The organism is Streptococcus sp. ELY_86 (assembly GCF_058314495.1).
Map to the genome: position 1 here is coordinate 299712 of NZ_JBZFUK010000001.1, position 21485 is coordinate 321196.

Annotated in this window: 18 protein-coding genes and 1 pseudogene; 1 reads left to right on the top strand and 18 read right to left on the bottom strand. The window is 43.6% G+C overall.

What is annotated here, in order from left to right; all coding sequences use genetic code 11:
- Positions 1-3: 3 nt before the first annotated feature.
- The 11 genes and pseudogenes from AC4HAN_RS01410 to aroD all read right to left on the bottom strand — a co-directional run bounded on the left by AC4HAN_RS01410 (position 4) and on the right by aroD (position 13241).
- Positions 4-1008 (bottom strand): NADP-dependent oxidoreductase, encoded by a 1005-nt coding sequence (locus AC4HAN_RS01410; RefSeq protein ID WP_491090712.1) that lies wholly within the window; start codon positions 1006-1008, stop codon positions 4-6.
- A 127-nt stretch (positions 1009-1135) separates the two neighbouring features.
- Complete coding sequence (locus AC4HAN_RS01415; RefSeq protein ID WP_491090713.1) at positions 1136-1564, bottom strand: Rrf2 family transcriptional regulator; 429 nt, start codon at positions 1562-1564, stop codon at positions 1136-1138.
- A gap of 558 nt (positions 1565-2122) precedes the next feature.
- Positions 2123-2443 carry a TfoX/Sxy family protein gene (locus AC4HAN_RS01420; RefSeq protein WP_491090715.1) on the bottom strand — a complete coding sequence of 107 codons (321 nt, stop codon included), beginning with the start codon at positions 2441-2443 and terminating at the stop codon, positions 2123-2125.
- Positions 2444-2805: 362 nt separating this feature from the next.
- Positions 2806-4167 (bottom strand): 23S rRNA (uracil(1939)-C(5))-methyltransferase RlmD, encoded by a 1362-nt coding sequence (rlmD, locus tag AC4HAN_RS01425; RefSeq protein ID WP_491090716.1) that lies wholly within the window; start codon positions 4165-4167, stop codon positions 2806-2808.
- A gap of 153 nt (positions 4168-4320) precedes the next feature.
- Positions 4321-4785: pseudogene (gene tnpA, locus AC4HAN_RS01430) on the bottom strand (IS200/IS605 family transposase).
- A gap of 191 nt (positions 4786-4976) precedes the next feature.
- The gene (locus AC4HAN_RS01435; RefSeq protein ID WP_491090717.1) at positions 4977-6368 is read right to left on the bottom strand and encodes an LCP family protein; all 1392 of its coding nucleotides are present in this window, start codon (positions 6366-6368) and stop codon (positions 4977-4979) included.
- 47 nt (positions 6369-6415) lie between these two features.
- Complete coding sequence (gene pheA, locus AC4HAN_RS01440) at positions 6416-7240, bottom strand: prephenate dehydratase (protein WP_491090719.1); 825 nt, start codon at positions 7238-7240, stop codon at positions 6416-6418.
- 157 nt (positions 7241-7397) lie between these two features.
- Complete coding sequence (gene aroA / locus AC4HAN_RS01445) at positions 7398-8681, bottom strand: 3-phosphoshikimate 1-carboxyvinyltransferase (RefSeq protein ID WP_491090720.1); 1284 nt, start codon at positions 8679-8681, stop codon at positions 7398-7400.
- A gap of 101 nt (positions 8682-8782) precedes the next feature.
- Complete coding sequence (locus AC4HAN_RS01450) at positions 8783-9283, bottom strand: shikimate kinase (protein WP_491090722.1); 501 nt, start codon at positions 9281-9283, stop codon at positions 8783-8785.
- Between the two features lie 275 nt (positions 9284-9558).
- Positions 9559-12477 (bottom strand): oxidoreductase, encoded by a 2919-nt coding sequence (locus AC4HAN_RS01455; RefSeq protein ID WP_491090723.1) that lies wholly within the window; start codon positions 12475-12477, stop codon positions 9559-9561.
- Positions 12478-12488: 11 nt separating this feature from the next.
- Entirely contained in the window at positions 12489-13241 is a 753-nt protein-coding gene (gene aroD / locus AC4HAN_RS01460) for a type I 3-dehydroquinate dehydratase (RefSeq protein WP_491090724.1), read from the bottom strand.
- 173 nt (positions 13242-13414) lie between these two features.
- Here aroD and AC4HAN_RS01465 point away from each other — a divergent pair, with 173 nt between their 5' ends.
- A complete protein-coding gene (locus AC4HAN_RS01465) occupies positions 13415-14314 on the top strand; it encodes a LysR family transcriptional regulator (RefSeq protein ID WP_491091114.1) in 900 nt (299 codons plus the stop codon).
- Positions 14315-14358: 44 nt separating this feature from the next.
- Here the strand turns inward: AC4HAN_RS01465 and AC4HAN_RS01470 are convergent, their stop codons facing one another.
- From AC4HAN_RS01470 to AC4HAN_RS01500, 7 genes are all read right to left on the bottom strand, one after another.
- Positions 14359-15558 (bottom strand): SLC13 family permease, encoded by a 1200-nt coding sequence (locus tag AC4HAN_RS01470; protein WP_491090725.1) that lies wholly within the window; start codon positions 15556-15558, stop codon positions 14359-14361.
- Entirely contained in the window at positions 15548-15676 is a 129-nt protein-coding gene (locus AC4HAN_RS01475) for a hypothetical protein (protein WP_491090727.1), read from the bottom strand. Before AC4HAN_RS01475 ends, AC4HAN_RS01470 begins: the two co-directional genes overlap by 11 nt.
- Positions 15677-15702: 26 nt before the next feature.
- Positions 15703-16659 carry an alpha/beta hydrolase gene (locus tag AC4HAN_RS01480; protein WP_491090729.1) on the bottom strand — a complete coding sequence of 319 codons (957 nt, stop codon included), beginning with the start codon at positions 16657-16659 and terminating at the stop codon, positions 15703-15705.
- 191 nt (positions 16660-16850) lie between these two features.
- A complete protein-coding gene (locus tag AC4HAN_RS01485) occupies positions 16851-18194 on the bottom strand; it encodes a hypothetical protein (protein WP_491090731.1) in 1344 nt (447 codons plus the stop codon).
- 134 nt (positions 18195-18328) lie between these two features.
- Positions 18329-19210 carry a shikimate dehydrogenase gene (locus tag AC4HAN_RS01490; protein ID WP_491090733.1) on the bottom strand — a complete coding sequence of 294 codons (882 nt, stop codon included), beginning with the start codon at positions 19208-19210 and terminating at the stop codon, positions 18329-18331.
- Positions 19211-19297: 87 nt separating this feature from the next.
- Positions 19298-20596, bottom strand: coding sequence for an MFS transporter (locus tag AC4HAN_RS01495; protein ID WP_491090735.1), 1299 nt, complete (start codon positions 20594-20596; stop codon positions 19298-19300).
- Positions 20597-20621: 25 nt separating this feature from the next.
- Positions 20622-21479, bottom strand: coding sequence for an SDR family NAD(P)-dependent oxidoreductase (locus AC4HAN_RS01500; protein ID WP_491090737.1), 858 nt, complete (start codon positions 21477-21479; stop codon positions 20622-20624).
- Positions 21480-21485: the final 6 nt, after the last annotated feature.

A 21485-nucleotide genomic window follows, 5' to 3' on the forward strand; every position in this document is an offset into this window, starting at 1 on the left:
GTTTTACCCTTTCATGCTGAGAACAGTTTTACCACGTGAGCGACCGTTTGCTACCTTGTCCAGAGCCTTGTTGACATCTGAAAAGGCAAAGACTGTATCGAGTGATGGTTTGATCTGCCGCTCTGTAAAGATATCTGCCACTTCCTGCAACTGTTTGCCATTGCTTTCAACGAAGATAAAGTCATAATGAACTCCATATTTATCAGCCATTTTATCGAATTTACGGCCAGCTTGAGCAAAGAGAAGTTGTTTAGGTTTTGACAGATGCATGCGTTTGGCAAAGCTGCCGTTTGGCATGGCACGAAGCGACACCAAGTGACCACTCTGCTTCATGATGGTCATCTGTTTCTCGGTTTCAGCACCGCCTAGTGTGTCTAAAACCAAGTCAATATCTGACAGGAGCTCGGTATAATCTTGTGTCTTGTAGTCTAAGAACTGATTCGCACCTAATGATAGAACACGATCACGACTATCAGCTCCGCCATTTGTGATAACACTTAAGCCCTTAGCTTTAGCAAGAGGGATTGCCATAGCACCGACACCGCCGGTTCCACCAGAGATAAAAAGTGTCTGCCCTGCTTTGGCGTCCATCAACGCTAAGGCCTGCATAATAGTTAGAGCAGTCAGTGGCACACCAGCAGCTTCCTCATCTGTCAAATAATCCGGAACGATTGCAAGCGCATCCGCATCCACCGCTACGTATTCGGCAAAAGCACCAATACTATCTAGCGGCAGGCGGCCAAAGACACGGTCACCAAGGTTAAAATCGCTCACCTTACTGCCGACCTCTTCGACAATACCGACCACTTCATTACCGGCGATGAGGGGTGTTTTGTAAGGAACGATCATCTTAACTTCACCACGGGTAATCATATTGTCCAGCGGATTAACTCCAGCAGTCAAGACCTTGATGAGGACTTGATTGACCGCTGCGGTTGGTTTTGGAACATCGACTAGATCAAGGTTGAGGTTGGTTTTGTTATAGGCGTTTACTTGTGCTGCTTTCATGGCTTTCTTCTTTCTATTTTTGAAAAATGGCAGAGCTGGGTCTGCTAGTGATTGACGTTAATGTCAGCTTATCTTGTTTTTGTTTTTAATACAGGCACAAGACGCTTTTAATATTTAACCAAGCTTATCACTTGGTTAAAGTCGCTTGTTTGTAGAGGTTTGCAATGACATCTGCCAGACTTTGACCAGCCAGTTCCTGAGCCAGTTGGTTTTCCGCCTGTTGGAAGACTGGGCTGATCGCCCCTTCGATATGCTTGCCAACTGGGCACTCCAGATTAGCATGTTGGTGAACTTGGAAAAGCTTGACCTGGGTCACTTCTTGTGTCGCATAGTAAATATCAAGCAGACTGATGTCCGACGGTTCCTTGGTTAGCTCGTAGCCGACCTTACCCTGATGCGATGTGATGAGATCTGCATTTTTCAGCAGAGCAATGACCTTTCGGATATAACTGGCATTGGTTCCGACACTTGTTGCCAAGGCCTGAGAAGAGAGGTTTTCTTTGCTCTCGCTAATCATTGTTAAGATATGCAAAGCAACGGAAAATTTTGTGTCCATGATAACATCTTCCTTTCTATTATTGTATCAGCTTTAGGAACAAGTTTAACATAAAATCTTTTCACTAGCAAGTCTTTTGCTCTTTTTGAACTTATAGAAATAAACTATCAAACCTATTACTACTACCCCATCTCTCACTCTGATATTCCCCAAATACAACAAAAGGCCTTGGGATCAAGGTTTTTTAATTCCCTTTCGTTGAAAGATTTCTAGACTTTTACGAGCACATCAGCAAGATTATCCGCGACGAGAGATACATGGGAGATGTCCTGCCCTACTTCAGAAGAACTATACAACAGACTTCTTGATAAAGAAACGGATCAAGGAGCTGCAGCACTTCATCGCCAGTCAGGGAACCGAGGGTCACGGACTTCGACGAGGATCTGGTCAGACGGCTCATCAAGAATATCACCATCTTCGCCGACTACTTCACTGTCGGGTTCAATTCCGACATCAGCATCGATATTACAGAATAAGAGCAAGTCACCCTTGGAATTAGCCTATAGGGTAGCTTGCTCTCATTTTCAAATTTGGTTTTGTCTAGTAAATCAAAATTTATTACATTTTTTTCTTTGCTTTTCTTTCAGGCAATTCCGGATACATTTCTTCAACCATATTTTGCAGCCTTGTTCTGTCGTCCAGAATGGTTACAGGCAGCATTGGTTTTGCCCCTTCATAGGGAGGTTCCGGCTCGCTGTCCGGCATGTATTTCTTGCTTGCCTCAGTAATCTTCACCATAAAACCTTTACCATAAATCCCGCCAAATATGCGTTCTCTATAGTAAAAGATATATCCTCCCATCATAGGTATATTTCGAATATCCCCCAAATCAGACAGTTGATCCATTATGTATTCTGAAAGCTCTTTACTATTCGACATAATAACCCTCATTTATCAAACAGATGTTTCCCGCATCAAATCACAGTTTTTTCTCATTAAGATCTTCTCACAGAAAGCCTCTATTGTCAAGCCTTCCCGGCTATGACATCTAACCTGAACACCCGACCCTATCACATTTCAGCCACAAATCGTTTTCAGAAAGCTTTGGATAAGTTACCACGAAGCGGTCATCCACTCGACCATCCTGAGAGGGTCGAAACCCGGAAAGTGCCTTGTTTCAAGGGCTTTTGCACACCTTGTGACATCAAGACTACTGTCTCGATGTGATGCGTATGCGAGAGTAAAAGATCCACTAGACCTTTTTAGTAACTCACTCTGAGATAAGAAAGCATGCTGGACTCTTAATCTGCGGCTCTTTCTAATAATCCGACTGCCTCACAATGATGCGTCTGTGGAAACAGATCCACCGGCTGGACTTTCTTCAGCTTGTAGCCCAGCTCTTCATAGCGCTTGATGTCACGCGCCATGGTGGCTGGATTGCAGGAAATGTAGGTGATTTTCTTGGGCTGCATGGCGCTGCTAGCTTTGATGAAGTTTTCAGTCAGGCCTTTGCGCGGCGGGTCGACTAGGATAACATCTGGTTTGATGCCTTCTTTACTCCACTTAGCCATGGCGTTTTCGGCACTGTCAGTCACGTAGTGAGCATTTGTGATGTTATTGAGCGCAGCATTTTGCTCAGCGTCTCGGACAGCGCTGTCCACGGCTTCCACACCGTAAACGGCCTTGATCTGCTTGGCAAAAGACAGACCAATGGTTCCGATACCTGAGTAGGCGTCAATGACAACATCGTCTTTAGACAGCTCTGAAAAGTCAATCGCTGTCTGATAAAGTTTTTCTGCCATGACCGTATTAACCTGATAGAAGGACTGGGCGGAAATGGCAAAGCGATTGCCCAGCATCGTGTCTTCAATCGTATCACTGCCGTAAAGCGTTCGGAATTCTGGGCCAAAGATGGCATTGGTATTCTTATCGTTGATGTTTTGAATAATAGACTTGACGTTTGGAAATGCTTCGGTGATTTGTTCAATCATCTGTTCAATGCGAAAAATTTTGGGTCTCGTTGTTACCAAAATCAGCATCGTCTGACCTGAATAATGCCCGCGGCGAACAACCAGATGACGAATAAGACCGGTCTGCTCTGTTTCATCATAAGATTTAATGTCAAAACGGCGCAGCAAATCGCGCATGAAGGTGATGAGCTTATCAATTTCCTTATCCTGAATATAGAAATCATCGATAGGCATGAGGTCATGCGAATTCTTGCGGAAAAAGCCTGTTTCTAATTGGCCGTTGACACGGCGGACAGGGATCTGTGCCTTATTGCGGTAGGCAAGAGGATTTTCCATACCGAGCGTCTCAGCAACTTCTACATCTGCAATCCCTGCTGTTTTGTAGAGATTATCCACTACTTGCTTGCGTTTGAACTTAAGCTGCTCACTGTAAGCCAAGTGGCCTAAATCGGCAATACCGCTTCTCAAATAAGCAGTATCTAAATCTTCGTTTCGGTAGGATGACTTGGTGAAATACTTCTCCACTTTCCCATACCCAATATTCTTTTTGACTTTAAGCACGCGCATCAGGATTTTTTCACCCGGCAAAGCATTGTCCACAAAGAAAACCAAACCGTTAATTTTGGCAACACCTGCGCCATCATGGCTTAAATCGACAATTTCTGTTTCTGCAATATCATTCTTTTTTAACATTTTTTCTCCAAATCATAACCACCCGTCAAACGGGTGGTTTGAAGCAGGGCTATAAGCCCAGGTAACCAGCCAGCGCCTAAAGACGCTGGCTTTCACGTTGTTCAAGCCTCACTGCTCTTGACTCGTCACCAGCCTCTTAAAGAGGCATTCGCATTACTTGCCATTATCCCTAAAGGGATCTTCGTATTCTTTCACACTCAATTTATCAAGTGCGATGTCATGGTTTTCTTGATCCTGTATCTATTTCTTTATCGTGGCTTCGTTAAGTCCAACTGTACTGACATAGTAGCCTTCTGCCCAGAAATGGCGATTCCCAAATTTATATTTGAGGTTGGCGTGTTTGTCAAACATCATAAGAGCACTCTTACCTTTTAAATACCCCATGAAACTTGAAACGCTGATTCTAGGCGGAATACTGACCAACATATGAACATGATCAGGCATCAAATGCCCTTCAATAATCTCAACACCTTTGTAGCGACATAATCGGTGAAATATCTCACCTAAACTGCTACGATATTGATTATAGATTACTTTTCGTCTATACTTAGGGGTGAACACAATGTGATATTTACACATCCACTTTGTGTGTGATAAATTATGCGCTTTTTGAGCCATACTTTTCTCCTTTCGCTTTACAATAGGCTTGAACACCTCTATTGTAGCGCGTTTGGAGTTTTTTGGTATAACCGCAGATTGCGCACCCGCATAGCGGGTGGTTTATTTGTCTCGCACCTACGGAGCGAGACGGACTAAAAGTCACATAATACAAAAGGCGGTAGCCTGTACCGCCTTTTATTATACCATAATTAACGAACGCCTAATTTTGACAGTCTCTTTTTATATTTTTTAAAGTTAATGGACAGAGCCTGACCGCCGTACATATCATAATCGTCAATCCAGTCACCATTCTCAGGAATCGTCACTTGCTCAATCTCCTTACCGTTAGTCATGACCGATAAACCATGACTGAGCAAAAAGCTATAAGATACATTGGTAGAGGTCAAGGCATAGATTTTACCTAAAGCTGCCGAACCTGTAAAGAGTTTGGCCGGATTTTTAATCTGAGACATAATAGCCGACATCACCTGCTGCTGACGCTTGGTGCGGCCGAAATCTCCCTCGTCGTCCTTGCGGAAACGTGCATAGTTAAGGAGCGTCCGGCCGTCCATTTTCTGCCTGCCGACAGAAATGGTCTGATTAGGAACGACACCGTTTTTCATGTTCAGATCATCAGGCACTTCAACAGAATCCACCGCATCACCGTCAACCGTCGCAAATTTCGCATTGATCTCTACTCCATTAGGAAAAAGCGTATCAATAGCTTCTGCAAACGTCTGAAAATCAACCATGACATAATATTTAATATCAATATCAAAATTACGCTTGAGGGTCTGACGCATCAGCTCAGCCCCTTGATTATTATCCTGCTCGCCGATATTAAAGGCCGTATTGAGCTTGTTGTCATAAGAATAATTATCGGTGCTAACCCCTTTAATATTAACAAGCGTATCACGCATAAAGCTGACCATCTTGACCTTTTTATCTTTATTGCCGATATTTAGAACCATGATGGTATCCGTCCGAGCTTCTGATGACCCTTGTGTAATACGCTGGTCGCTTCCCAAAACTAAAATATTAGTTCCGTCTTTGGCATCTTGGCCGTTAAATTCTTCGACAACAGCCGGTTTATAGTCATCATTTTTGCCCGAGGAAATATCATGCATTCCTTTAATAAACATGATAATCATGCCGACAAAGACTGCCAGCAGTATCAGACTGATAATTTTAAAAAAACGTTTGAAGGTCGGCTTTTTCTTTGTCTTGGCCTTAGTCAGCGCCTGAGCGGCTTTTTTCTCTTTGCGGCTCTGGCGGGAAGGTTTTAACGTTTGATTCGGATAAACAGGCAGTCCCTGATCGGTGTATTGACTGCCTGCCGTGTCATCCTCCCAAGAATCGGCATCTTGATAATCATCGGCATCGTAATCATCATAAGACTGTCCGTAATCCTGATAGTAATCTTCCTCAGGCTCATCATCATAATAATAAGTGGCTTCTTCAGCGCTGTTAGCCTCAACCTTCTTTCTAAGATAGTCAAACTCTGCTTGTTCACGCTCGCTGAGATAGGCTATGTTTCTTAAGAGGTACTCATAGCGCAGCTGTTCATGGCGGCTTACTTTCCCCTTGTCGTTTCTGCTCATTTTTTAATGTCTCTAACTTAATTTTTTTCTAATACTTAGCAATTCTTTCAAAGCCTGTAAACGGCATACATACCCAAAATTTTATACTGAATTCCGATACTTGTCAACTCTTCCAAGGCAAAAGAAACTAATTTTTTATTGTGATTTTCAAAATCGATAATAAAGAAATATTCGCCCAAAACTGTTTTTAAAGGGCGGCTTTCAATCTTGGTCAGATCAATCCCTCGCCAAGCAAAGGTTGACAGCGCTTTGTAAAGAGCTCCCGGAAGGTTATCAGGCAGTGTCAAAGCAAGAGATACTTTATCATCTGTCTTTTCCAGATGCGTTTCAGGTACTTGGTGGCCCAGCACCCAAAAACGTGTATAGTTTTCTTCAATTTCCTGAATATCCCGGGCAATAATAGACAGACCGTATTCATCAGCAGCAGCCTTGGGAGCGATAGCCGCAAAATTTTCCTGAGGATGCTCAGCTACCAGTCTGGCTGCATAGGCGGTGCTTGCGGTCATTTCAATTTTGGCATTGGGATAGTGACGTTTGATATATTTTTTCCCTTGGGCAATGGCCTGAGGATGGGAAAAAATCTTCTCAATACTGCTGTCTGTTCGGACAGCCATCAGCTGCTGCTTAATGGGCTGAATAATTTCAGCCACAGCCTGAATTTCTGCCTGATGAAACAGATAGTCAGTGGTTTCATGGACACTGCCTTCAATCGAATTTTCGATAGGGACAATGGCAAAATCAACCTTTTGATCCTCGTAAGCCTTGATAACTTCTGTAATATTAGCAAAAGGAAGCAATTCAGCCTCCGGAAAAGCATGCATGGCGGCATTATGCGTAAAAGACCCGTTGGGGCCCAGATAAGCAATTTTCATTTGATTTATTTCCTCAATGATTGGTTAGGCTGTTGTATCAGCAGCATTACTAGTTCTACTTGTCTTTTCATATCCTGCCTGTCTTGACTCAAAAGACTCTGAAATAAATGACTTTTATCATTTCGAACAAGAGCATGGCGGCAATTCACATCAACTGTCAGTCTTTAATAATGCTTTCTAAATCACTGAAAAAACTGGGATAGCTGGTATTGATAGCTTCAGCACGCTCCAGCTCAACCTCGCCATCATTAACCAGCAAAGCTGCAATAGCTGTCATCATCCCGATGCGGTGATCGCCAAAAGTATTGACCTTAGCACCATGAAGACTCGTTTTCCCTTCAATGATCATACCGTCTTCTGTCGGCGTGATATCAGCTCCCATGGCATTTAAGGCATCTGCTACAACCTGAATGCGATCCGTTTCTTTGACTTTTAACTCCTCAGCATCCCGAATAATCGTTTTGCCGTCGGCCTGTGTTGCTAACAGAGCGATAATTGGCAGCTCGTCAATTAAGCGCGGGATAATATCTCCGCCAATCTCGGTTCCTTTAAGAGCAGACGTCTCAACTGTAATCGTTGCTGATTTGGCTGTTTCATCTTTATCAGTCAGTCTAATCTTGCCGCCCATAGCTTCAATGACTTCTAAAATACCTGTCCGTGTTTCATTGATACCAACATTTTCAAGAGTCAGTTTAGCATTGGGAACAATGAGCCCTGCAACCAGCCAAAAGGCTGCACTGGAAATATCTCCGGGAACAGTGACTGTCTGTCCAGTCAGCTGCTGACCGCCGGATATCCGAATTTCCTTGCCATCTACTTCTAAATGGCCGCCGAACTGCCTGAGCATATCCTCCGTATGATTGCGCGTTATCTCCTTTTCAAGAATAACACTTTCACCGTCAGCCTGAAGCGCTGCAAAAATAAGGGCTGATTTTACTTGGGCAGAGGCCACAGGAAGCTGATAATGGATGGGTTTAAGCGCCTTTGAACCCTTCATTTTTAAAGGCGGCAGATCACGCTCTGTGCGGCCGGAAACCCTGACTCCCATCTGCCGAAGCGGAATAGTTACCCTATCCATGGGCCGCTTAGAGAGACTGTCATCGCCAAACATCTCAGCTTCGAAGTCCTGACCTGCCAGAACACCTGAAATCAAGCGGATAGATGTCCCTGAATTTCCCATGTCCAGAGCATGCTCAGGTGCTCTCAGCCCGTTAAAGCCGCGGCCGTGAATTTCGACCCTGTCTCCTTCATCTTTAATCTCAACACCCAAATCGCGAAAAACCTGCATGGTAGAAAGGACATCTTCGCCGCGTAAAATACCATAAACAGTTGTCACGCCTTGAGCTAAACTGCCAAAGATGACAGAACGGTGGCTGATGGATTTATCTCCTGGAATTTTCAGGTATCCTTTTAACTGTTTTGCATTTGTCCGTAGTTTCATTCATTGCTCCAAAAATTATTTTCCTTTATTTTACCATAATTTCACAAACAAAAAAACCACCGCAAGGGTGGAATCCTGTCGCCTGAAATGCAAGGCCTGCCTTACATGCATTCAATGATTTTTGCCACTTCTTTTGGAGTGCGGTGATCGGTATTGATAATCAAATCGGATAAACCTTCATAGAGTTTCATGCGGCGTTCATAAATCCCGTGAAAGTCCTCTTTGGAATTATTTAAAAACAGCGGACGCTGGAACACTTTATCATGTTCAATGCGGTCGTACAAAACTTCAAAAGATGCTGCCAGCAGCACGTTATTCTTGCGATTAGCCCTCAGTAATTCACGATTGTGCTCTGAAACAACAACACCGCCGCCTGTGGAGATGATGATATTGCCATCCAGTGCCAATAGTTCTTCTAAGACCTGAGACTCAATCTTACGGAAATTAGCTTCTCCTTCACGTGCAAAATATTCTGAAATAGACATACCTATGCGCTCTTCAATGATAAGATCCATATCTAAAAACTGATCAAAGCTTTCTTGCAGTTCCCCTGCAACGGTTGTCTTGCCGGCACCCATAAATCCAAGTAACACTTTTGCCATAATAAACTCCTTTGATTTTAACGAAACTGATCCAAGTTCAAGAAGAAACTCAGATAAGATGCAGTGATTGCCTCTTATGATCTAAAGCCGACTTCCCCATCTTTGACTGCCAAAGATCATCATAGCGATTTTTAGGAAAGTTACATTCATTTTATCATAATTTTGTTAAATTTTCTGACCTTTTCGCAAACTTATCGATAAAATTATCATTCCGCATCTTTGCAAACAAATCGGCCTGTCCCCTAAATGACAGGAAGCAGGCCGTCTGCAGAATATTATCGTCTCATTTTCTTTTTAATTTTTTCAGCGGCCAGCTTACCTGATGTCAAGGCCCAGGCATTATTAGCTCCTGACGGTGAATCTGTTCCCATAACACCGCCGACGACTTCACCGGCAGCATAGAGGCCTTTGATAACAGTTCCTGAAGTGTTGACAACTTCCAATTTATTATTGACCACTAATCCTCCCATCGTCGTTGCAAAACGAGGTTTTTGCTCAATCATATAGTAAGGGCCTTCACCAACCGGCACTTGCAGGAAGCGTTGTTCACGGTGGAAATCTTTATCTTCACCGCCGGCCACAAAGTCATTGTAGCGGGCAACAGTATTTTCCAGAGTAGCCCCGTCCATACCGGCAGCATTTGCCAGTTCTTCAAGGGTCTCACCATGGTAAAAATAAGGGGTTTCACGGCCGTTGCTGGCCAGCCATTTTTCAACTTCAGCCGAGGAAATACCTCCTTCAGCAATTCCTTCTCGGAAAATATCAAAATGCTTTTGATCAAGCAGCAAATACAGTATTTTAGGTTCCTGCTGCATTAAGGCATCCAAAATAGCATGGTTGGAAGCACGTTCATTGACAACACGCTTACCTTTGCTGTTGAGCAAAAGACCGTTTTCCTTTAGAACGAGCAGGTTTCCGTCAATCGTTGATTTAGCTGTTCCGGGAGAAACCTCGACACCATTAGGATAAATCTTACCAAGATTCATCATCCGGGTTGCAGCATCAATACCGGGAGCCTGAGCCATCTGAACGCCCTCACCCATGGAAGAGCGTGTTCCGTAGAAAAGGACACCTTTCAGCTCATCCGGCAGCATAGATTTGTTGTTACCGTAGCCACCTGTCGTAATAATGACAGCCTTGGCAGAAATTCGGTGAGTCTTTCCATTGTCTTCTACTGCAACAAGACCTGTTACATTTCCTTTTCCGTCTGTCAGCAGTTCTTCTGCCTTGGTCTGCAAAAGCACATTGACATGAGATGCTGCCATTTTGGCTCGGACTGAAGCTGCAAAGCCATGTCCGCCGTGAGCATAGGCTAGTTCACGGTCCTTGGCATACTCGGCCAAAACATGCAGACCGCCTTTCATGTCGTATTCAACACCAACATATTCGTGTACCCAGTCGGTCGTTTGTCCGACATTTTCTGCTAAAAGTGTCAGAAGAGAGCGCACATTTTGCCCATTACCGTTGGCCATGAAGTCATCAAACATGGATTTCACCGTATCATCAGTGACCCCCGCTTCTTTTTGCAGTTTGGATCCCATAACCACTTGATTGCCGCCGGAAACAGAAATAGCTCCGCCGATAAAACTGAGTTTTTCAACCAGTATCGTCTTCAAACCAAGCTCATCCGCACGAAGAGAGGCCGCTATACCGGCAGCACCGCCTCCGATAACCACAAGGTCTGCTGTTTCTTCCAAAACTTCTGTCGACTTGACTTCTGCCGGTTTTGGACGGGCCTCCAAAACATCAACAGCATCTTGACCGCTTGCTTGGCGTGCTGCATCAGCAACCCCTTCAAGGACACCTCTGGAAGTGGAGGAAGCTCCTGAAACAGCATCGACATTCAGGGTTTGAAATTCGATGATTTGTTTTGGCATTTTTTCAAATACCAAATCTGACAGGCCTTCTGATTCACCGGCACTGTCAATTTCAATATTTGTAATCCGCGATTTATCAAAGGTTACTACCATTGGCAGCTCACTGTTGTGACCTGAGGCCATGACACGGTATTGACCCGGTTTAAATTCAAGATCTTTGGTCATCAGATCCTTCAGGCGCTCAGCCTTGGCTTTTTCTGCTTCAAAGTCTTTAATTAAGCCGAAACTTGTGTCCATAAAGTCCCAAAGCGGTCTTGGAATCACTAATTTTTCACGGTCGTGAATGTCAGCAAGCGGATTGACTTCTTTGCCAGCTTGAATGGCTCCTGCCCAGTCAGGCTCAACGAGAAAGCCTTTAGCTACAGCCACTAAATCATAACCTAAGGACAAAGCATCTTCAGCATCCGCCTTTTGCATGATCCCGCCGACACCCATAATCGGTGTTTTTGCCAGTTTTTCAGAACGCTGATCTAAAAACATTGTAATCAGCATTTCCGGATTGGCTGTGTCAATGATAGACGACCGTGTATAACTGCCCATCGAAAAATGGAAATAATCAAGGTCATACTCAGCCAGTGCATTCAGCAAATACATGGTGTCATCAAAAGTAATACCGGGTTTTTCCAGCTCCTCCGGTGAAAAACGATAGCCCAGAATAAAGTCTGAAGCCCCCTCTTCTGCAATAACACGCTTGACCGCCTTTACGACTTCTATTGGGAATCTGCTGCGCTTTTTAAGCGTACCGCCCCAGGCATCTGAACGACGGTTTGAATGAGGTGAAAAGAACTGCTGCAAAAGATAAGTATTGGCTCCGTGCAGCTCGACACCGTCAAAACCAGCTTTGATGGCACGGCGTACTCCTTCAGCAAAGCGGTCAATCATATCCAAAATGTCATGGTGGGTCATTTCAGTCGGAACAGGCGCATTGGGACGAAGAGCCGCTACAGGCGATGCCGAAATAGGAATGTGCCCTTCATTCATTGGTTCAAATCCCATGCGCCCCGCATGGTAAATTTGGATAAGTGCTTTAGACCCTTTATCTTTAATGGCCTTTGCAATTTTGGATAATCCCTCTATCTTATCATCGCTGTCAATTCCAAGCGCACCAAAGAAGCCCCGTCCATAATTTTCAACGAAAGCTGACTCGACAATGACAGTTCCGACAGTGCCGGAACGTTTCGCATAGTAAGCCACTAAATCATTTGGAACACTGCCGTCATAATAAGCCGATTCAGTTGTCATAGGAGACATCACAATGCGGTTTTTCAAGACAGCTCCGGAAGATAGTTTAACTTCTTCAAATAATTGTTTTGACATCTCTTGCCTCTTTACTGTAATTTCAATGTTTCAAGGATTGTACGCAGTTCCGATACGGGAACCTGACCGGGTGCTGAGGCTTTGGCAGCTGCACCAAAGGTTGCTGATGAACCAAAGACTTCCCCAGATACGCGGGACACCATTCCAAGCGGTCCCATAGACATGGTAATTAAGGGCGTCTGAGCACTTGCATAACGTTCGGCAGTTGCTTGAAGCAGATTCAGCACATCAATATTTGACTGTGGCATCACCGCTATTTTGCAGATATCTGCCTGACGCTCTTCCATCATGGTTAAACGGCGTACGATTTCATCTTTAGCCGGCGTTGCATTAAAGTCGTGATTGCTCATAATGACTTTTGTGCCTTTTTCATGTGCCAGTTCAATGGTTTTTTGAACTTCAGCCGAATCCAGAAAAAGTTCCAAATCAATCAAATCGGCCCTGCCTTGAGCCAAAACGGTTCTGTAAATTTCAAAGTAAAGGGGATCAGGTATTTCGTGAGCACCGCCTTCTTTAGCTGTGCGGAAAGTAACCAATACAGGCTTTTGTGCTCTTTCTTTCACTTTTAAAGAAAGAGCAGCAACTTTTTCAGTATCTTCAACAAATTCATAAAAATCGATCCGCCATTCAATGACATCGCAGTCCAAATCCTTAGCCTGCGCAGCGGCATCTAAAATGTCATGCTCCGTTCTTCCAACCAAAGGAACCAGAATTTTGGGTCTTCCCTGTCCAAAGACAATCGTTTCAACAGCAACTGTTTTCATGATAAGCCCTCCATTTTCATGATTATTTTCATCACTTTTCCAATTTGTGATTTATTTCACTTAAGATTTTAACACATCCCTATCAATAAATCTAATAGATATATTTTATTAAATCAATAAAAAATCTTTATAATTTTAGCAAAACTTGCTATAATAATTCTGAGGTGACCATGATGAATATCCAGCATTTAGAGTATTTTGTTGCTCTTGCCGAAAGCGAACATATGACAAAGACAGCAAAAGAGCTGAACACGTCACAGCCAAACCTTTCTTACATGATTGCAGAGCTGGAAAGAGAACTGGGGCTGCCGCTCTTTAAAAAAGACGGCAGAAACATTAAATTAACACGCTACGGACGTATCTTTTACACTTCTGCCAAAGAATCTCTCCGCACCATCAAACAAGCCTACGATATGCTGCAGGCCGAAATCCATCCGCATCAGGGAAAACTTTCTGTTGGTTTTATCTACACTTTTGGATCAAATACTGCCCCTGATCTCATCAGTCAGTTTCTGCAGAAGTACCCCCAGGTTCAGTTTCAGTTGGAGCAAAACAACTCCCATAATTTGCTGCAGGCCCTGAGCAGAGAAGACTTGGACTGTGCCATTGTTTCTAAGATTGATCATTTCAGTCAAATCCACTTTGAACCCTTAATGGTCGAAGAACAGGTCATTATTGTGCCGGAAGACCACCCTTTAGCAGTATACGACAGCATCTCCCTGGCTGATACCATCGCTTATGATTATGTCTACTATAACAAGCACAGCGGCCTTAGGCCCTATCTTGATCAGTCTTTTAAAAAATTAGGACTGCAGCCCCGCATAAAAATCGAGCTGGAGGATGATCAGAGTGTGCTGGGATTTGTTGCCCATCATTTCGGCATTGCCATTATCCCAAATATTATCAGCATAGATGCTTACCCTGTTAAAAAGATTAAAATTACTGATGCACTGGATGAACGTATGATTTATATTGCTTATAATAAATCGGATTTTTATCCGCCAATTCAAACAGCATTCAAAACATTTGCCAAGCAGCTGCTTGCTGCACATCTGCAGGACCAAACTGATTAATCCTGCATAACAAAAAGAATTCATGTCAACATGAATTCTTTTTGTTAAAAGTGTAAGACACCAAATACAGCAGCCACTGCTACGACAACTGCGTTAGTGACAAACATGATAGGGGCAGCCTTTTTGGTAAATGGTTCTGCTTCAACTTCGCAAAGCGTTGCCCCGACATAGGTAGATGAATTCATCGGTGTCACCGACGTTGCCAAAGCCAGATTACATACGAAAGGCGCGATGATGGCAATCGGAGACAAACCAAAGGAAGCACCGATTGAGATAAAGAGCGGATAAAGCGCATTATACAGCTGATAAGGAACAAAATAGATAATCGGCACACAGAGCAGAAGGAAAATGATATGGATGTAGCGCATCAAGAATCTTGGGAAATGTGCTTCCAATAATTTAGCAAGACTTTCTACCATTGATGCGTGTGATGCATCCTTGGCATTAAAGACAGCCAAATAAAAACAAATCGCAATGAGCATAATTAACACATTGAAGAACATCGCTGACTGCTTATTCCAAATAGCCCCAAAATCCTTTGGATAGTTGATTAGGGCAGTAACGACTGAAGCCATGATAAAGACCAAATAAGACGGCACTTTAAAGACAGCCAAAGCAGCAATAACAATCAAAAAGATCAGCATATTGATCCAAAATAATTTTGGTCTGGCATTTTCCCGCTCTTCAATTTTATGTGTGGCATCGCCTTGTGCATCTGCAGGCAGTCCAAATGTTCCATGCTCTTTTTTATGTTTGCGTGCAAAATAGATGTACTGCAGGATAATAGCCGGGATAAAGCACAGCCCCCAAGGGATAGAAGCAACGGCAAGGGTCTCAGCATGAGTATTGGCCATGGTTGCTGACATGACCAAACCGATTCCCCATGGCAGCCAGCACATGGCTCCGATAGCGGTCTGACAGATGATAAAGGCAAAATTACGATCCATCTTAAATTTCTTGAAAAACGGAATAACAATGGGAAAAACGACAAGGTAGGTCGTGGACATCTGTGCTGTCAAATAGGCAATGGCACTTAAAACAGTTGTCAAAATCATAACGCCGATGACATTGATCCGATTGCCGATAATTTTCATGACACCGTTTATCATCGTATCAAACAGACCCGACTCTGTCAGCATACCAAAATAAATCAGCCCAAATAGAAGCATGTAGCCGGACTGGGTCATTACAACATTAATCTGGTTTATAATAAAATCACTGGTTTGTTTCAAGTCATAGCCCATCAAAAAAACTGAAAACAACCGGAACAACAAACATGACAAAATTCAAAGGGACTTTATTCCAAAGAATAAAAGTGACAACAATTGCCAACATAATAATGGCAAGTATAGCTGGACTCATATCTTTCTCCTATCTCTTTAACGCATTTATTTTTTAATCAAATTATCCAACATTCCAAATTCACGTTTGAAGGACCAAGCCATCATATCATGAGTAAAATCAGTAAATGGATGCGATGCCGAAGTATAGCAGTGTCCTAAACGCGGAGCCTGATAAATTTCACAAGGGACGCCGGTTCGTAAAAGGCGCTGAGCATAATCAAGGCCGGTATCACGCAAGGTGTCGTATTCTCCGACAATAACCATATGTGCCTTAAGGCCTCCTAAATCAGGAGCATAAGCCGGAAAAGCATAGTAAGACGGTGTCTTGCCATTGTAACCGCCAAGATAGGCCGGTTCAGCTCCAAGTGCCTTATTAGCCGGACCCATGCGCAGCTGATAGAACTGGTGATAAGAGCGGCTTTCCTCCAAAGCCAAACTCGGAGCCGGACAGTTGAGAACAGTCAGAGCAGGCTGCAGTTCATTTCGGTCACGGAGATAAAGGGCAAGTCCCTCTGCAATAGTTGCTCCTGCGCTTGATCCGTGAAGCCCGATTCTTTCAGGATCACCGCCCAGTTCTTCAGCATGGTCGTGCAAATACATGTAGGCTGCATGGCAGTCCTCCAGCGGCATCGGAAAGCTGACGCCGTCAGCTCCTGCCAAACGATACTCAACAGAAACGACAATAGCAGGCACACGCCGGGCAATTGCAATACAGCGGGCATTGTCAATATCCACACTGCCCGCAACAAAAGCACCGCCATGAATATCCAAAATCATCGGAGCTTTTTCAGAAAAATCAGCTGGAGTAAAAATGCGAATTTTCAGTTCCTGCTTGCCTTCCTCAGTCGGAATGAAACGATCCTCCATTGTCATACCTTCCGGCAGTTTATAAGCAAGCATGGCTTCAGTCTGTGCTGCCTTACGGCGTTTGACTTCTTCACTTTGTTCAGCAAGATTGCTGAACAGATGGTCCTCATAACCTGGAAATGGTTTAATCTCCATGATTTAACCCCTTTCTTTCACGATTTCTTAACGTGTGATACTTGTTTTTATTTTACCATACTTTGAGAACGTTTTCACATAGTTTTTGATGAAAAATTTCTTTCGGTTTTAAAATTTTTTCTATCAATAAAAAATCCATAACTAAGCAATTTAGTCATGAATTTTTATGGTTAACTCCCAATGCAGTCAACTCAGTTATTCTTAGCAAAAACATCTTTTAAAACCAGAGTTAAAATAATCCCTGTCAGCAAGCCGATACCTGACCCTGCAAATGCCAGCACTGCTGCCATAAAACCGGCAATCATCTTATCGGTCTCGTCTTCACAGTATTCCATGCCAATCTTGGCGCAGACAATGGCTTGAAAAAGAAGGGTTATGGCACCTCCGACAGAATAAATAGGCCGCATAAAACTTGTGATGGGAATAAGAAGCACACAAAGCAAGGTCGCCAAACGGAAAGAAGTCATACCGCCGATCAAACTGTCCATAGCGGCCTTTCCTTCCTTGTAGCGCTGGCTGATAGATACCGTCATCCCAGCCCAGAGAGGACCGGACAGAGGCGGAAAAGGTGCCACAAGAGCAAGAATGGTATTTCGAATGCCGATAATCAGGTTTGAACGGTTTGAATCAAAATCGATGTATTCGTCATTTCTTGATTCGCGGGCATCTTCAACCAATGATTCTGTGGTGACAAAATCTCCAAAAGCAATAACATAACTGACTAAAGCCAGAGGCAGCGCATCTGCAAAATAATGGATTTTAGGAAAGCCGACTGCAAAGACACTGACCTGACTGAGAATCCTCTGAAAATCAGGAACTTTTAAAACAGTTCCCAATTCAAATGTCGGCAGCGGCAATTCAGAAATCAAAACACCGACCAGCATAGCAAAAAGATAGGGAAAAAGATTGCCGTAACTGGCTATAAAATCAAGCAAACGATTTTTAGCTCTCAGTTTTTTATACCAAGCTGAATAAGACAGGATAATCAGCAATCCAAAGCCTGCTATAAGCGATATGGGATATTGTTTAAAGCCTCCCTTTTCACCCAGCTGAGTCTGCAGGACTGAAATCGGGGTTGCCAGCAAAATGCCTGCTTTCATACCGCTGGGTACCAAATGAACAAATCGTGTGGCCAGTTTAGTAAGACTCATAAAGATAAACAGAGCCGCCACCAACAGCTGCAGGGCAATCATTGCTCTAATACGATCGGCACCGGCATCATACTTTGTCAGGTAGGTTAAGGTCAACGGAAGCGTCGCCGTAATCCAGCCGGGCACCACAGGATCGCCCAAGGTTCCATGGAGAATGTACAGACTGGTCTCCAAAATGACCATGCTGTAGGCCAGCTCATAAGGAAGCTCCAGATAATCTGTAATATAAGGAATGGCAGACAGGGCGGTTGCTCCAACAATCAGCCCCTGAATGAATTCTACTTTTTCTATTTTGTAGTGAATAAAGGGAAAGCGTATTTTAAATGGACCGGCCTTAATGTATGGCAGTTCACTAGCTTGACGAATCACGTTAGCTTTAGTCATAAATTCTCCTTTTCTATCTCATGATCCTACTTTTCTTTGACTAAAAAAGCGAGAGGCATTCCCCTCGCTTTTTTGTGAGAAGAATGTGTTTCTCCTTAACAGCTGCCGCTTATTCCTTTAACAGTCATCAAGGACTATTCTTCATTAAAAAGCAAATCGTGAATGTAGTCAACCGGCATATCTTCGCCGGTAAACAGCTTGAAGGCTTCTGCACCTTGATAGAGCATCATGCCAATACCGTTGATAGCCTTTTTGGCACCGTGTTCTTTGGCAAATTTTAAAAGTTTGGTTTCAAGCGGTGCATAGACCACATCAAAAACAGCAAGATCAGACCGAATAACCTGGGGATCATTGATCAATGATACATCTTCTTGAGGCTTCATACCGGCACCTGTTGCATCAATGTAAATACTGGATTCTGCAATGGACTTCTTAAAAGCTTCCTGATCAGCCAAGTCTGTCAGCGTCGCATGGGAATCTGTCCGCGTATTGATTTTTTCTACAGTTAACTCAGCATTGGCATAAAAGTCATCCTTACGATTGAAGATACGGATTTCCTTGGCACCATCCAAGGCTAACTGAATGGCAATGGCCGTTCCGGCACCGCCTGCACCGGTCAGGGTAATGACCTGATCCTTAACGTCCACCCCTTCTTCTGCAAGGGCACGCACGCAGCCTGTACCGTCCGTACAATGACCGACAAGATGGCCTTTGCCGTCTTTATTGACTACCGTATTAACAGCACCGACCAATTCAGCCGCAGGAGACAGTTCATCCAGATAAGGTATAATGGCTTGTTTATTTGGCATAGAAACATTGGATCCTCGAATACCTAAAGCACGAATCCCTTGAACGGCATCCTTCAGCTCTTCAGTGCCAACCTCAAAGGCCAAATAAGCATAATCCAAGCCCAATTTAGCATAGGCCTCATTGTGCATTTTAGGTGATAAGGAATGGCGAATGGGGGTAGCAATTAAGCTGACGAGAAGTGTGTGACCTGAAATACGTTCTGTCATGATAAAATCCTTCTTTCTAAATTACAATTATTATAACATTTCTAAGAGACTAAGACCAAAGTCCGGCAAATTCCGATTGCACCGGATTCAGTTTTTATTGGCATTGGAAAATACGGATTGACCAAAAATTTGTTTATACCGCCAGCCAATATAAATCATCAAAGCAGATGAAAGAAAGCCGGTAACAGCAATAATCAATAAGATAATCGGTGCATTTGGAAATGAACCGTTGACTTCCTGCAATAATCCGCCGGCTGCTGCAGGTACAATATAAGAACCCAGCGCCATCACAAAATAATAAATGGAGGTATTGCGTCCCTTATTCGTATCAAAGAACTGATTGAGAACAGCATTCCCCATCTGAAGAAGGCCGCCGGCTGCACAGAAACCGACAACAATCCCCGCAAGGGTCAAAACAGTCGGTGTCGGCACAAAATAGACCGCCAAGCCTGCAAGACCGGCAAAGATTGGTGCAATGATTAAGATGGCCATATCACGAATACCGCGTGCCATAATGAGTGAAAATACGATAGTTGCAACCAGACCGCCCAGCTGGTAAAGAGAAGTCACAGAAGCAGCGGCGCTTTCACTCATGTGAATAATGTTTTTAGCATAAATTTTTGAAACTTGCTGGAACAGATAGAAATTGGAATAAATAGTGAGGGCAAAAAGCGATAAAACAACGCCGTCAATGGCAAATTTGGGTTTGACTTTTCCTGAACTTTGAGTTTTTGTTTCTGCAGCTGTTTTAGCAGTATCCTGGCGTTTTTCTAACTCTTTAATGGCTTGTGCCGGGCTCAGCTTTTCAGATTTTTGCAGCTCACGGTCCGGAAACGGTGCAAAAATGACACCTATCAAAACAAGAGCGCTGACAGCAAGCGGCAAAATAATGGCAAGCTCAGGAGCCAGTTTGTTTGTTGCCAAAAAAGCAACAAATAATGGATAGAGAATAGATGAGGTAGAGATAAATGCTTTGGACAAAACAGAGGCAGTTGATTTGTTCTCCGGGTACATCTCAAAGAGAGCCGGATTAACGGAACCATCGTACAAAGAAGTCATGGCACCGCCGATGAATGCTAAAATGTTAGCTTCCAGTACATTATTGGCAATCAAAAGCGAAGCAAACATGATGACATAACCGACCAGACCTGCCAAAACGACCGGTTTACGCCCGATTTTATCCGATAAAGAACCAGAAAAAATCAAAAAGGTAATTTTACCAATACCAACCCAGGCAACAACACCCAAAACAGCTGCTGTGGTAATGCCCCATTTATCTGCAAAATATTCTGTGTTTTGGGAGATAATAATGGCCTGCATGCCGTGGCAGAAATAGGTAAACCAAAGCATGACAGCAGAGAAATTAAATTTGTTATTTTTAAACATGTCGGTATAAGCTCCTTAAGACAAATTAGTGATTTCCTTTTAAACGTTCCAAATAGGCATTGTGCTCTTTAACCGCATATTCACGGCGGCCGCCCGGTTTTGGCGTCTGATCTCCCATCATAATACCAAAACCGCCCTCAACACGGAGCTCATGGCCATTTGTATAGTCTGAGCGGTCACTTGCAAGAAAGAGCACCGCATTGGCAATATCCATGGTATTGCCGATACGTTTATTGGCTGTCAAAGCCTTGCGCCCGTTTTCCACCTCGGGATCAGCATAAAAAGGTTCTGACAAAGGGGTTTTGACAAAACATGGCTGAATACAGTTTGAACGGACACCAAACTGTCCCCATTCTGCTGCCATTTGACGTGACATCATATTGACACCGGCTTTTGTTGAACTGTAAGCTGCTGAATAGGTTTCCGGAAATACAGAAGCAATTGTTGAAATATGCACCATATTACCGTGGCCTTGTTTAATCATTTGACGGCCAAAACGCTGTGATACCAGAAAATAGCCTGTTAGGTTGATATCAACCGTTTGACGCCATTCTTCTAAAGGAAGATCCTCCAAAGGACAGGCACGGAGCATGGCAGCTGTGTTGACAAGGATATCAACTGAGCCAAACGTTTCAACTGCTTTTGCAACGGCACTGTCTACATCTGTTTCCTTGGTTGAATCAGCAGGCACTGCCAGGGTTTTGACGCCGTATTCTTTAGCGATTTCGTCGGCATAATCCTTCAGCTCTTGCTCACGAATGTCTAATAAGACAACATTGGTGCCTTGTTTTGTAAATTCTTGAACAATTGTTTTTCCCATACCGCCGACAGCTCCAGTAACTGCTGCTGTTTTTCCTTCAAGTCCTAACCATTTGTCTGACATAGCTTT

Bases quoted from the DNA above. Each gene is read 5' to 3' on its own strand.
- AC4HAN_RS01485 (WP_491090731.1), bottom strand. From the start codon at position 18,194: ATGACTAAAGCTAACGTGATTCGTCAAGCTAGTGAACTGCCATACATT.
- AC4HAN_RS01410 (WP_491090712.1), bottom strand. From the start codon at position 1,008: ATGAAAGCAGCACAAGTAAACGCCTATAACAAAACCAACCTCAACCTT.
- pheA (WP_491090719.1), bottom strand. From the start codon at position 7,240: ATGAAAATTGCTTATCTGGGCCCCAACGGGTCTTTTACGCATAATGCC.
- aroD (WP_491090724.1), bottom strand. From the start codon at position 13,241: ATGAAAACAGTTGCTGTTGAAACGATTGTCTTTGGACAGGGAAGACCC.
- AC4HAN_RS01475 (WP_491090727.1), bottom strand. From the start codon at position 15,676: ATGAGTCCAGCTATACTTGCCATTATTATGTTGGCAATTGTTGTCACT.
- AC4HAN_RS01495 (WP_491090735.1), bottom strand. From the start codon at position 20,596: ATGTTTAAAAATAACAAATTTAATTTCTCTGCTGTCATGCTTTGGTTT.
- AC4HAN_RS01450 (WP_491090722.1), bottom strand. From the start codon at position 9,283: ATGGCAAAAGTGTTACTTGGATTTATGGGTGCCGGCAAGACAACCGTT.
- AC4HAN_RS01420 (WP_491090715.1), bottom strand. From the start codon at position 2,443: ATGTCGAATAGTAAAGAGCTTTCAGAATACATAATGGATCAACTGTCT.
- AC4HAN_RS01470 (WP_491090725.1), bottom strand. From the start codon at position 15,558: ATGGGCTATGACTTGAAACAAACCAGTGATTTTATTATAAACCAGATT.
- AC4HAN_RS01455 (WP_491090723.1), bottom strand. From the start codon at position 12,477: ATGTCAAAACAATTATTTGAAGAAGTTAAACTATCTTCCGGAGCTGTC.
- aroA (WP_491090720.1), bottom strand. From the start codon at position 8,681: ATGAAACTACGGACAAATGCAAAACAGTTAAAAGGATACCTGAAAATT.
- AC4HAN_RS01480 (WP_491090729.1), bottom strand. From the start codon at position 16,659: ATGGAGATTAAACCATTTCCAGGTTATGAGGACCATCTGTTCAGCAAT.
- AC4HAN_RS01465 (WP_491091114.1), top strand. From the start codon at position 13,415: ATGAATATCCAGCATTTAGAGTATTTTGTTGCTCTTGCCGAAAGCGAA.
- AC4HAN_RS01500 (WP_491090737.1), bottom strand. From the start codon at position 21,479: ATGTCAGACAAATGGTTAGGACTTGAAGGAAAAACAGCAGCAGTTACT.
- rlmD (WP_491090716.1), bottom strand. From the start codon at position 4,167: ATGTTAAAAAAGAATGATATTGCAGAAACAGAAATTGTCGATTTAAGC.
- AC4HAN_RS01435 (WP_491090717.1), bottom strand. From the start codon at position 6,368: ATGAGCAGAAACGACAAGGGGAAAGTAAGCCGCCATGAACAGCTGCGC.
- AC4HAN_RS01415 (WP_491090713.1), bottom strand. From the start codon at position 1,564: ATGGACACAAAATTTTCCGTTGCTTTGCATATCTTAACAATGATTAGC.
- AC4HAN_RS01490 (WP_491090733.1), bottom strand. From the start codon at position 19,210: ATGACAGAACGTATTTCAGGTCACACACTTCTCGTCAGCTTAATTGCT.